Origin of the sequence: Bacillus sp. RC242 (assembly GCF_044908245.1) — a bacterium.
Lineage (GTDB): Bacteria > Bacillota > Bacilli > Bacillales > Bacillaceae_G > Bacillus_A > Bacillus_A mycoides.
The window spans coordinates 44,866-56,667 of sequence record NZ_JBIYCZ010000003.1 but is presented as its reverse complement, the minus strand read 5'-3'; the positions used below and the strand labels follow the sequence as shown (position 1 = coordinate 56,667).

Annotated in this window: 13 protein-coding genes; 3 read left to right on the top strand and 10 right to left on the bottom strand. The window is 33.8% G+C overall.

Features of this window, described 5'->3' with window-relative positions; translation table 11 throughout:
* Positions 1-43 precede the first annotated feature (43 nt).
* Both ABH957_RS07200 and ABH957_RS07195 read right to left on the bottom strand, forming a co-directional pair.
* Positions 44-496 (bottom strand): hypothetical protein, encoded by a 453-nt coding sequence (locus tag ABH957_RS07200; protein ID WP_404456037.1) that lies wholly within the window; start codon positions 494-496, stop codon positions 44-46.
* A 16-nt stretch (positions 497-512) separates the two neighbouring features.
* A complete protein-coding gene (locus tag ABH957_RS07195; protein ID WP_404456034.1) occupies positions 513-977 on the bottom strand; it encodes a YaaR family protein in 465 nt (154 codons plus the stop codon).
* 143 nt (positions 978-1,120) lie between these two features.
* Between ABH957_RS07195 and ABH957_RS07190 the strand changes: the two genes are divergently transcribed.
* Positions 1,121-1,618, top strand: coding sequence for a flagellar motor switch protein FliG (locus ABH957_RS07190; RefSeq protein WP_098636181.1), 498 nt, complete (start codon positions 1,121-1,123; stop codon positions 1,616-1,618).
* A gap of 39 nt (positions 1,619-1,657) precedes the next feature.
* Positions 1,658-2,440 carry a CheR family methyltransferase gene (locus ABH957_RS07185; RefSeq protein WP_256491126.1) on the top strand — a complete coding sequence of 261 codons (783 nt, stop codon included), beginning with the start codon at positions 1,658-1,660 and terminating at the stop codon, positions 2,438-2,440.
* Positions 2,441-2,478: 38 nt separating this feature from the next.
* Here ABH957_RS07185 and ABH957_RS07180 read toward each other — a convergent pair whose 3' ends face one another.
* The 7 genes from ABH957_RS07180 to ABH957_RS07150 form a co-directional block, all read right to left on the bottom strand.
* Positions 2,479-3,195, bottom strand: coding sequence for a hypothetical protein (locus tag ABH957_RS07180; protein ID WP_113708659.1), 717 nt, complete (start codon positions 3,193-3,195; stop codon positions 2,479-2,481).
* 27 nt (positions 3,196-3,222) lie between these two features.
* Complete coding sequence (locus ABH957_RS07175) at positions 3,223-4,599, bottom strand: transglycosylase (RefSeq protein WP_404510843.1); 1,377 nt, start codon at positions 4,597-4,599, stop codon at positions 3,223-3,225.
* Positions 4,600-4,628: 29 nt separating this feature from the next.
* Entirely contained in the window at positions 4,629-6,272 is a 1,644-nt protein-coding gene (locus ABH957_RS07170; RefSeq protein ID WP_404456024.1) for a flagellar motor switch protein, read from the bottom strand.
* A 335-nt stretch (positions 6,273-6,607) separates the two neighbouring features.
* Complete coding sequence (locus tag ABH957_RS07165; protein ID WP_404456021.1) at positions 6,608-8,596, bottom strand: chemotaxis protein CheW; 1,989 nt, start codon at positions 8,594-8,596, stop codon at positions 6,608-6,610.
* A 128-nt stretch (positions 8,597-8,724) separates the two neighbouring features.
* Positions 8,725-9,093 carry a response regulator gene (locus ABH957_RS07160; protein ID WP_000940577.1) on the bottom strand — a complete coding sequence of 123 codons (369 nt, stop codon included), beginning with the start codon at positions 9,091-9,093 and terminating at the stop codon, positions 8,725-8,727.
* A gap of 151 nt (positions 9,094-9,244) precedes the next feature.
* The gene (locus ABH957_RS07155) at positions 9,245-9,922 is read right to left on the bottom strand and encodes an OmpA family protein (RefSeq protein WP_404510841.1); all 678 of its coding nucleotides are present in this window, start codon (positions 9,920-9,922) and stop codon (positions 9,245-9,247) included.
* A gap of 19 nt (positions 9,923-9,941) precedes the next feature.
* Positions 9,942-10,775, bottom strand: a complete 834-nt coding sequence (locus tag ABH957_RS07150; protein ID WP_131245961.1) for a MotA/TolQ/ExbB proton channel family protein — start codon at positions 10,773-10,775, stop codon at positions 9,942-9,944.
* A 171-nt stretch (positions 10,776-10,946) separates the two neighbouring features.
* On the opposite strand from ABH957_RS07150, the gene ABH957_RS07145 reads away from it, so the two are divergent.
* On the top strand, positions 10,947-11,549 hold the full coding sequence (locus ABH957_RS07145; RefSeq protein WP_061688870.1) for an HD domain-containing protein: 603 nt from the start codon (positions 10,947-10,949) through the stop codon (positions 11,547-11,549).
* Positions 11,550-11,587: 38 nt separating this feature from the next.
* On the opposite strand, the gene hfq is transcribed toward ABH957_RS07145, so the two are convergent.
* Positions 11,588-11,776: an RNA chaperone Hfq gene (gene hfq, locus ABH957_RS07140; protein WP_002012071.1), complete on the bottom strand. Its 189-nt coding sequence runs from the start codon at positions 11,774-11,776 to the stop codon at positions 11,588-11,590.
* Positions 11,777-11,802 lie beyond the last annotated feature (26 nt).

Below are 11,802 nucleotides of genomic sequence, written 5' to 3'. Positions count from 1 at the left end.
GGTGTATTATAATCGGATAACCTCATAATGCTTCACTTCTCCTTTACAATAGTTCATTCATAAAGATTTGCGAATTATTGTTTTTCTCCAAATTGTATTCAGAAACGGAATCCACAATGCTCTCTGTAGTTTTTAATAGTACGTTTAAGTAATATTGATTTTTCAAAAGAATCATTTTTACATTTTCTTCTAATCCATTTAAACTTTTTTGTAATTCTTCCATTTTTTCAATTTCTTCCGGTGAAAAATACGAAAATAGCGAACGCATACGCAATTGTTCGACTTTCTTTTCTTCACAAAACTGAACAACCATCTCCTCAAAAGAGCGAGATAATCCTTTTACACCTTCTATGTACTGCAATTGTTCCACTTGCAGCTTTTGAACTGCATTTACATTTTTATGTTTTAAATTCTCATATATTTGTTCTCCAAGCGTTTGAATATTTTCATATGCTTTTTGAATGATAACAAGCTTTTCATATAATTGTATGTACATATAGCTTCCTTCCCTTTTACAAGACTAAATTTACAATTAAACCATGAATTTCTCCAATTTGATTTAACATTTCTAAATGCCCTGTTTTCGTATTAATTAAATTCATAACATCTTCCATTTCATTTAATCCCACTTCAGCTTGTTTTACAATTGTCATTTTCTGCGAATATCCATAACGTGGATGACGAGACATAACATCTTTATATTGCAGTAAGTTATCAACGTAAAAATTCAAAAATGATTTCACAGTATTTTTGTATTCCATAACATTATCGAGCGTTAACTCTAATTCAATTTTCTCTTTAATTTCCCCAATATTATCAACTAGCGCTTCCATTTGTTCTAACAATTTATCTTTTTTCGGATCTGCATGCAAATTATCCGAAAATGCAAGTCCTGTCCTGACATTTGCTTCTTTCGGCATTTGAGTAGCAGGCGGTATATGCGATAAAATTGGATTATGCGCGATAGAACGTAGCATATATATCACCTATTTATTTTTTTATTTCTTTCAAAACTTAATCGTAAAATCCAGTTATTTATAATTATACTCTGAACACTCATATTTTGCAGTTATTTTTTATAGAAGATATGTTACAATTTAGCATGAGGTGGCACGAATCTATGAATATTTTTCTTTGTGGTTCAAATCAATTAACAGCATTAGATCAAGAAGAAATAAAAAAATTTTTAATTGACTATGCTCACAAACATAAAATTTACATATTATGTTATAAATCTATTGAAAATGAAGTTCTTCGTTTTTTCATTGAAAATGAAAGACTCGCTCAAAATTTATGCTTTTACACGCTACAACCGTTACATGTATTAACAGACGAATTTCAAGAAGTCGTTGATTATTTAAAAAAACACGGAGCTGAATATATTGCTTTTGATCATCCTTCCGACTCCATTTATCGATCAGATTATATGTTTTTTGTAAAACAAATTGTCGAAGATACTGATTTAGTTCTCTGTTTTTATAATAGGGATAAACATACGTCTGTCATTCCTGTTGACATTGCAAAAGAAGCAGGAATTGACGCCGTTATTTATGATTTACCTGGCTTACATGAAAAGCAGATGAAAAAAAGCTTTGAACAAAAAATTCGTATGATGTAAAGGGGGAGGCACAATATCGTTATTGTGCCTATTGTAAATATGAAAACTGAACAAGATTATAATCATTTTATTACGAGTTTTAAACAGCTATTTAATATGGATATCGCTTCCTATAAGCAAGATAGAATGCACAGAAGAATCGATGCGTTCATTTCAAGAAAAGGTTTTGACAATTATACAAGCTTTTTAAACAATTTACGCACTGATCAAACATTATTTTTAAGTTTTATTGACTACATTACGATTAACGTTTCAGAGTTTTTCAGAAATAAAGAACGCTGGCAAACATTAGAGACAAAAGCTCTACCAAAGCTACTTGAACAAAATAACGGTAAATTAAAAATTTGGAGTGCTGCTTGCGCTGCCGGTGAAGAACCATATACACTTTCTTTAATATTATCGAAGCATCTAGCTCCGTTTCGTTATGACATTCAAGCAACGGATCTTGATTTTCATGTTTTAGAAACTGCGAAACGTGGTCAATATACGGAACGCTCTTTGAAAGAATTACCTAATGATTTAAAACAACGTCATTTCACAAAAGAAGATGATACATATATATTGCATCAAAATATTAAACAACAAGTTACATTCAAACAACACGATTTATTAATGCAGACATTTGATACGAACTACGATTTAATCATTTGTCGAAATGTAATGATTTACTTTACAGAAGAAGCAAGAATAAAGCTCTATGAAAAGTTTAGTCGTTCTTTACGAAAAGGTGGCGTACTATTCGTTGGTAGCACAGAACAAATTTTAACACCCGAACGCTACAACCTTCAGCGTTTTGATACATTCTTCTACGAAAAAATATAAAAAAAGGTCGTCATAATTGAAATGACGACCTTTTTTTATTATATAATACGAATCAATATGATACCTATAACCCATATAAAGAGAAATAGAGCGGTAACAGACCATTTGTGCTCTTGAATCGTATGTTTCAACGCATGCGATAATTGCGTCATATTCATTTCTGCAAGTGCTTTCCACACACTTGCATCACGTTCTTTAGAAATACGATCCGTACCGCTAATTAAAATTGTTTCGTTAGACAATTTTGTCATGTAAGCTGTAATAACTGTTATCATTAAGTTCGTATTTCCTTCTGATGGATCTTGTTCCACTCTAGAAATGAGCGCACTTACATCAAGTAACGGAATATGTACTTTTCTTCCAAACGCAAGCTGCACTTCAGCGAAATCATACGTTCCATCTAATAACGGAACTCCCTTTATATGCGCTTGTTTAATAAGCCCCTGCAAACTTCTAACAATTTGTTCATATATTTTGTCCGATTGCTTCCCTTCCTCAGACAACATATGTAGCTTTGAAAACAACTGCAACACGGTATCCATTTCCTTAGAAAGCATTTCTTTTACAATCTTTCCATCACCTAAACTCGCAAGTAGAATCCCTATTTCATTATTTTTCGAAATGATTTGGGACTGCCCCGTAAACACAAGGTTACTCCGTTTTCGTTCTTTCTGAATTTCATGTTCTGAAATAGCAGCAGGCTGTTTTAATGGGTGTAGCGTCTTATTTTCAATTGTAGTACGTTTAATTTCCATTTAAGCGCCTCCACTACTATCAAATTATTAGCCCCACTCTTTATTACTCTTTAAAACTAAAAACAGTACAAATAATCCTGACATAATAGCAAACACATTAGAGGCTTGTACTCCCTGTTCACTTTCTTCTTCTTTTTTCTCTTGCTGTTCTTCTATTTTTTCTTTCTTTTTAGAAACGACTTGATCGTCATTTTTACCTCTTTTCTCTTTATGAGCCTTCACATTATTTACTTCCCTATTGTCTGCCCCTGGCTCTTTTATAACGTAATTGTTTTCCTCTTTCTCTTTCAACGGCTCTTTTATAAAATAGTTTACTTTCTCTTCTTGTTTTGGGATTTGAACAACTGGAAGCTTTTCTTCCGGAAGCGGAGTCGCTATTTTCGAATCTTCCTGCTTCTCAGCTTCTTTCTTATCTTCTTTCTTATCTTCTAGTTTATTTTGATTCTCATGTTCTTCTATCTTTTCATTATCTTCCACTTTTTGTTCGATAATAAAAATGATATATTCACTCTCTGTCACAAGTTTGTTACCTGCCACATCTGTTACTTTCACAATAAGTTGGTGCGGGCCAATAGGCAGCGCTTCTGTTATTTCAATTATTTTCTGCCAATCCATGTCGTGTTTATTATAGTCTAATAAAAAAGTAATATCGTTACCTTCTTCTTTTCCCTTTAATATAACTCGCACTTCTTTAACAGCAGATTCTATATCTACCGTCTTTACTCGTATATGAACGGATTCTCCCTTTTTCCGTTCAATGAAGTTCTCTTTCGCATCATCAATAGTAACCTTCTCTAACTTCGGCAATTCTTTATCTATAGTCGGTGTTTCGTTATTTATTCGAATGAGCGGTACATTTAATTCATTCTCTATTACTTCTTCCTTCTCATCTTCTTTATAACTTTCAACGAGCTGAAGGTTCCAATCACCTTGCAAATCATATATTCCGACTTTGTAATTGGCGATCCATCGTTTCGTTCCTTCTTCATACTCGAAAGATATGACTCTTTCCTGCCTGTACTGCACACCATTTTTTTGTAATTGCAGTATACCTTTTACACTTTGAATATTTTTTTCATTTGGCGCTACAGCAATTCGCAATTCTTCGCCAACCTTTAATTCCTGCTTATTAACTGTAATAATTCCTCGGTCTGTTTCTATCTTTCTTTCTTCTCGTTGTTCTTTCTCTTCCTCATTCTCTACTGCTTTTTTTTCATCTTCAACTAGGGGCATTTCCGTTCGTTTCGGCTGTTCCCGATTTTCTATATTTTGCTCTTCTTGCTCATTCACTTCACTTACATTTTGCTCTTGTACAATTATTTCTTCTGCTTGCCCTTGCAACGGGAAGAAAGTACATATATATACAAATATCAAACTCACTAGAAAAAACTTTACATCTTTCATCTATTTGTTCAAACTCCTATTTCGACGCCCTAGAGCGATTTCGTCACTTTCACTCCGAAAAACCCATCTACATTTACAAGCTCTCCATACGCAACTAATACATCGTTCACATAAATTTGAATGGGTTCATCAATATCTTCATCAAGTACGACTGCTTCGTTTTCTTGTAAACTTAAAATATCTTGAATTGTCTTCACTGTACTTCCAAATACAAATTTAACATTCATTTCTACATTTTGTATAATAGATGCATCCATATACACTGGCTCAACTTGCTTGACTTCTTTATATTCAATTGGCTGTACGACTGGTGCAGGAATTTCTTCCTCTTCAATAACTTCCTCAACTATTTCTTCTTGCTCTTCCATCATCGGATAAAGAAGTCTTCTAACCATTTCTTTCGCTTCTGATATTGGTAGTATTTGATACATCTTTGACTGAAGGAGATCACCAATTTCAAGATTAAAAGTAATTTGAACGAGTTCGTCAACTGCCATCGACTCTCCCAAATACTCCATTTCTTCTTTTAACGAAATAAATTTAACATCTGGTGGTGTCATATCCATTTTTTCTTTAAATATTTCTGACATTGCTGTTGCAGCATGCCCCATCATTTGGTTCATAATTTCTTTAATGCCACTTAACTCTAATTCACTTAGCTCTTTCTCCGGATCAATTTCACCCGTTCCCATCATCATTAAATCTACCATTGTTAAAGCAACATCTTTCGTAAATACGAATACATTCTCATTCTTTAATCCTTCAACAAAATCGACATTTAATATAACAAATGGAACTGGCACTCCGTCATAATGGCGAACATTAATAGCCTCTACACTTGGTGTACTAATAGTGACAGGCTGATTTAAAAGCGTCGATAGTACTGTTGACGCCGAACCGATTGAAATATTCGCAATTTCACCAAGCACATCTTTCTCTTCTTGTGTTAATTGCTCTTTTTCTACATGTTCTTCTACAATTTCAGTTACTACCTCTTCAACTGGAGTCTCTGTTTTTTCTACTTCACCAGATAATTGCAGTAATTTATTTATCATCCGTTTCGCATGTTCAACTGAAACAATTTGCACAAGTTTAGAGTTTACAAGGTTATCTATTTTTAAATCAAACGATACTTTAACAATTGTGTTATTTCCAGTTATTTCAGTGATTTTCTCCATCTCTTCTGATAGCTTTACGACTTTAATTGTCGGCGGAGACATATCTACTGTATCTTGGAAGAATTCCGACATAGATGTAGCTGCGAATCCCATCATTTGATTCATCGCTTCTTGTACAGCACTTAGCTCTAATTCACCAAGTTCTTTTCCTTCTTCCACTTCACCTGTCCCCATCATCATTAAATCAGCAATTGATAATGCAACATCTTGCTTAAGGACAAGAAGATTTTCCATATCTAATCCTTTTGTAAAATGAATATTTAACACAACATGTGGAACTTCAACATCGCTTGTATTATATAAATCTACCAATTCTATACGAGGAGCAGTAATGTTTACTTGCCTATTTAAGATTGTTGATAATACAGTCGAAGCTGAACCAAATGATATATTTGCAATCTCACCAAGAATATCGCATTCTTGAGGCGTTAAATGCTCATTTTCTTTTTCGAGCACAATCGTGCTCGCATTCCCTTTTGTGTGTTGCTCAGGCATTTTCCTTGCCTCCCCATTTCTGTTTTTCTTTCAACGATATAAAGTGAAACTTTAATCAGTGGGGTTTTGTTCCTCCCCCACTGATTATCAGCCCTCACCAATTGGGCGTTTACGGGCAGCAGAGCTCCCACCTAACTTCTTTGTTCCAATCGAATTTTGAGGTGGAAGTTTTACTGCCCACAAATAGTGGGATAAACTGTCTATTACACTCGTTATATTTATCAAACGTATTATTCCCACAATATTTGCAAACGACAGTTGTCACACACTTAATGAATATTTCTAACCCAAAAGCTCCCCAATTGTATACAAGTGGGGAGCTTCCTTCATTCCTATTATAAACCTTCCGGGTTTAAAATGAGGACCACTCGTCCATCACCGAGAATTGTCGCACCAGAGAAACAGTTAGAGCTCTCTGCAAAGAAGTCGCCTAATGACTTTAAGACTATTTCTCTTTGACCGATAATTGTGTTGACAATAAGTCCATAGCTACGACGTGAATTACGAACAATTAATACAGGAACCATTTGACTATCATATGATGCAAACGCATCCTCTACTGTTTTTTCACCAAATACAGTGTTTAAATGTTTTACTTCAATAATTTGATTGCGATAATTTAAAACGTCTTTTCCTTGTAATGATTGAACGTCTTCCTTTTGAATTCGAATCGCTTCGACTATATTACCGAGAGGCAACGCATAACGCGTATCATTTGTTTGAACAAGCATTGATTGAATAATAGACAATGTTAACGGAAGTTCAATTCTGAATGTACTTCCCTTTCCTTCTTCAGAATCAATAATTAAATGCCCACCTAAACTATGAATCGTATGTTTAACAACATCTAATCCAACCCCACGTCCAGAAAGGTCAGATACAACTTCCGCTGTACTAAATCCCGGTTGGAAGATAAGATCAAACACTTCACGATCCGTTAATTTATTTGCCTCTGATTCCGTTACAACACCATTTTTTATCGCTTTTTCTAATACTTTTCCTTTATGAATACCATTTCCATCATCAGTAATTTGGATTACGACATGATTTCCACTATGAAACGCCTCTAATTTAATAGTACCTGTCTCATTTTTCCCGGCATCACGTCGGTTTTCGACAGTTTCAATACCATGATCAATTGCATTGCGAATTAAATGAACGAGTGGATCACCAATTTCATCAATAACTATTTTATCAACTTCAGTATCTTCACCTGTAATTTGTAAATCGATTTTTTTCCCTAAATCTTTCGCTAACATGCGCACCATACGCGGGAAACGATTGAAAACTGTTTCAATTGGTACCATACGCATATTTAATAGTACATTTTGAATATCTTTTGAAATATCCCCTAATCGATTTAAATGCTCGATTAACTCCTTATTTTGAATCGTTTCTGCTAATTCATCAATTCGTCCACGCTCAATTACACTTTCTTCAAACATATTCATTAATGTTTCGATTTTTTCTAACTGAACACGAATAGAACGATTCTCCACTTTAGCATTTTTCGTTTTTGTAGTACTTTTAGTTGACGTATTGCTCACCGGTTGAATTGCCAGTTCTAAAGGTGACTTCAGCTGTCTGGTTTCAACCTGTGGAATCGTTTCTTCCACCTGTACGACTTCTTGTACTTTATGACTACCTTGCTTCACTTCTACTTTCTCAATTTCAGAAACATGAAGCACTACTCGTTTCAATTCTTCAACACTATGATCAGTATTCATATGTACTGTAAACTCAAATCCAAAAGCATCCGCTTCAATTTCTTCAATGCTTGGAACCGTTTTTTGTATATTACCTAAATTTTGTAACGCTTCAATACACATAATGGCACGTACCGCTTTTAAAATAGCTTGTTGTTCAACAGTTATATACACTTCATGAGAAACTGTATCATCATTATTTATACTACTTTGCTCTACATTTTCCATAGAAGCTTCTACATTGCCATTCAATAATGCTTCTAATTTAAGTTTCGTTGATACAACATCTATATTACCCATTCCGCCTTGCTGCACATCTGCAACCATCTTTTCTAAATTATCAATACATTCAAAAATAACATCAATAATATTAGCATTCACCATCATATTTCCGTGACGGATTTCGTCTAAAACACTTTCCATCTTATGCGTTAAATCCGCCATTTCTGTAAATTCCATACTCGCAGACATACCTTTAAATGTATGAGCTGAGCGGAATATTTCTCCTACAACACCCATATCGGCAGGATTGCGTTCTAAATTTAGCACATTTTCATTTAGCGACTGTAAATGTTCTTCTGCTTCTTCAAAAAATATATTTAATAGATCTGTTTGCATTTTAATCCCCTACCTGTCTAACAAACATTTCATTTATGTATAACAATTTAGTGTTTTAAAACAAGAAAAAAGGGGGGCCACATATCTATCTACTATCATTGTTTTGATTCCTTGTGGCACCCCTTATATTAGCTGTTTGCTACTTTTGTTAAAGCTTCAATAACACGATCCGCTTGGAATGGCTTTACAATAAAGTCTTTTGCCCCGCCCTTAATCGCATCTAACACCATACCTTGTTGTCCCATTGCGGAACAAATGACAACCTTTGCACTCGAATCAATTTTCATAATTTCTTTTAATGCTTCAAGTCCGTCCATTTCAGGCATCGTAATATCTAGTGTTACAATATCAGGTTGAAGCTCTTTATACTTTTGAATCGCTTCTACGCCATTCTCTGCTTCACCGATAACTTCAAATTCAGAATTACTTTTTAACAAGTTTTTAATCATTGTTCGCATGAACATCGCATCATCTACAACTAAAATTTTATGTGCCATTCTTTTCGGTTCTCTCCTTACTATGTATAAAAATATCTTAATATTTCACCTTATCATTCTCACTCATTATACAAAATAAAACGATAAAATTTAATATTTTTTTAAAAGAATTTCTGTATTTTTATTATTTTATTACTAAAATAGAAATATATTATTCCTTAATATATATTACAACGCGACGGTTCTTCTCCCAATTTTGCGGTGAATCATTTGGTGCTACTGGTTTTGTGTCTGCATATCCTACCGCTGCTAACCTTTTATCATCCACATTATACACTTCAATTAAATGATGAATCATATTAGCTGCACGCGCTGAAGATAATTCCCAGTTGGAAGGGAATTTTTCATTATGAATCGGTCTGCTATCCGTATGTCCTTCTACAACAATTGGATTTGGTACCGATTGGAAGAACCCTACTAATTGACTAATTACTTCTTTCGCTTCCACCTTAACATTCGCATCACCCGTATCGAATATTAAATTGTCTACTATAACGATGCTAACACCTGTATCTTCTCGATATACATTCACTTGACTAACACCATTATTATCCACATATGCTTTTAACTTTTTATACAATTCATCCATGCGCTTTTTTGAAACTGCTTTTTCATCATTTTTTTCATGTGAAATATCTGGTATTGTATTTTCCATTGCTTTTGCATTTACTTGCTCCGCGTCACTAAACTTTTCAAGCATCTTTGATAATTTTACTGTATCTTGCTCTGAAGTCGCAACTAGTAATACAAAGAAAGTTAGCAATAACATCATTAAATCAGTAAAAGTCGTCATCCAACGAGGCGCTCCTTTTTCCGGTCGCTTACTCATCTTACCACTCCTCAAACTACTAGGCTGCTCGTTTTTCTTTTTTTATCTTCGTTTCATATACGTATGTATCAAGTTTTAACTTTAATTTGGAAGGAATTTGTCCTCGGTACAGCTCTGAAATTGCTTCTATTACAAACTTCTTCTCTGTATACAAATCTTCAATACCACGATACACTTTTTCAGATAGCGGTATTGCAATCATATTTGCAATAATAGATCCATATAATGTCGTCAACATTGCAACGGCCATCCCTGTACCAATTTGTGAAGTATCTTGTAAGTTTTGCAACATAATAATAAGACCAATTAACGTTCCTATCATGCCCCATGCTGGAGCGAAATCACCAATCTTATCTAATAATGTCGCTCCTTTTCTTAACTCATACACTTCAGTTTCAACATCTTTCATTAACACTTCTTTTAATTCCGCTTCATCATAGCCGCTTAACATTAAACGAATTCCCTTTTGAATAAAAGGATTGTCTACTTGCTCTCCATCAACTTCTAATGAAAGCAATCCATGTTTTTTCGATTTTTTCGAAAAATCAACGAACAAATCCGTTAACTGTTCTAAATCTTCTTCTCTTCTATGTAAAACAGTAAAAATACTTTTCATATATTTTTTTATTTCTCCAAATCTATATGCCACAACGATTGTCGCTGTTGTTCCCCCTACGACAATTAAAATAGATGAAACATCTAAGAAATTTTTAAACCCTTTTATTCCACCACCGCCAAACATGATTGCCGCTATTACAATGGCAAAACCTACTATAATGCCAATTGGGCTAGAAATTTCAAACTTCCTTTTTTTTCTTTGTGGTCTAGCTAATACTTGATTTTCGTCTCCCATATTCCTTCCCTTCCTTATCATTTTTATAAAACATTTTTTTATTTTAATAATGCGTTTTCACATATAACATTCATTATACGCTTATCATCTATTTATCGCAATATACTCATAAAATTGACACATTTCATTTCCACATTAGAATTATAGTATGGAAATATGAGGAGGATCTCGATGGAACATAACATTTTGCAAGTCATTGCATTAGCAGAAAAACTAAAATATGAAATGCGACATAGTTGGCTTTCTAACGGACGTCAAGAAAGTGTTGCTGAACATACGTGGCGTATGTCCCTAATGGCTATCTTAGTTGAGCCTTATTTGGATCAAAAAGTAAATATAGAAAAATTACTTAAAATGGTTATTATTCACGACCTTGTTGAAGCAGAAGCTGGTGACATCCCCGCCTTCGATACGATGAATAGCCGTGAATTACAATTACAAAAACAAAAAAATGAGCAAAAGGCTATTTTAAATATTAAACGTACACTAGAAGGTTCTCTTGGCGTGGAATTATACGATTTATGGATGGAGTTCGAAGCGAAAGAAACGTATGAAGCAAAAGTTGCTAATGCACTTGATAAACTTGAAGTGAAAATTCAGCATAACGAAGCTGATATTGATACTTGGCTACCAATTGAGCATAAAATGACTTTCCAAGTTGGTAAACATACAGATTTTGACTCTTTCTTATCTAAATTACAAAAAATCATTGAACAAGACGGAGAAAAAAAATTACTCGCTGCCGGCATTGACGTTGAAGCATGCAAACAGTAATCATTTAATTATGAAATAAGACACTCAAAATGAGTGTCTTATTTCATAATTGTTGATATTGCCTGCTTATAAATAAGTTGTTGTTTTCCATCTACTAATATTAATACTGTAAATCTATCTACTCCAACTACTTCCCCTACTATTCTTACTCCGCTCTTTAAAAATATAGTAACTGCACCTTTTTCTTCTTTTATTTGTTTATACAACTCTTCTTGTAAATGTTCCAATAACTGTTCTCTCCTTTATCAGTAAA

Bases quoted from the DNA above. Each gene is read 5' to 3' on its own strand.
- ABH957_RS07200 (WP_404456037.1), bottom strand. From the start codon at position 496: ATGTACATACAATTATATGAAAAGCTTGTTATCATTCAAAAAGCATAT.
- ABH957_RS07195 (WP_404456034.1), bottom strand. From the start codon at position 977: ATGCTACGTTCTATCGCGCATAATCCAATTTTATCGCATATACCGCCT.
- ABH957_RS07190 (WP_098636181.1), top strand. From the start codon at position 1,121: ATGAATATTTTTCTTTGTGGTTCAAATCAATTAACAGCATTAGATCAA.
- ABH957_RS07185 (WP_256491126.1), top strand. From the start codon at position 1,658: ATGAAAACTGAACAAGATTATAATCATTTTATTACGAGTTTTAAACAG.
- ABH957_RS07180 (WP_113708659.1), bottom strand. From the start codon at position 3,195: ATGGAAATTAAACGTACTACAATTGAAAATAAGACGCTACACCCATTA.
- ABH957_RS07175 (WP_404510843.1), bottom strand. From the start codon at position 4,599: ATGAAAGATGTAAAGTTTTTTCTAGTGAGTTTGATATTTGTATATATA.
- ABH957_RS07170 (WP_404456024.1), bottom strand. From the start codon at position 6,272: ATGCCTGAGCAACACACAAAAGGGAATGCGAGCACGATTGTGCTCGAA.
- ABH957_RS07165 (WP_404456021.1), bottom strand. From the start codon at position 8,596: ATGCAAACAGATCTATTAAATATATTTTTTGAAGAAGCAGAAGAACAT.
- ABH957_RS07160 (WP_000940577.1), bottom strand. From the start codon at position 9,093: ATGGCACATAAAATTTTAGTTGTAGATGATGCGATGTTCATGCGAACA.
- ABH957_RS07155 (WP_404510841.1), bottom strand. From the start codon at position 9,922: ATGAGTAAGCGACCGGAAAAAGGAGCGCCTCGTTGGATGACGACTTTT.
- ABH957_RS07150 (WP_131245961.1), bottom strand. From the start codon at position 10,775: ATGGGAGACGAAAATCAAGTATTAGCTAGACCACAAAGAAAAAAAAGG.
- ABH957_RS07145 (WP_061688870.1), top strand. From the start codon at position 10,947: ATGGAACATAACATTTTGCAAGTCATTGCATTAGCAGAAAAACTAAAA.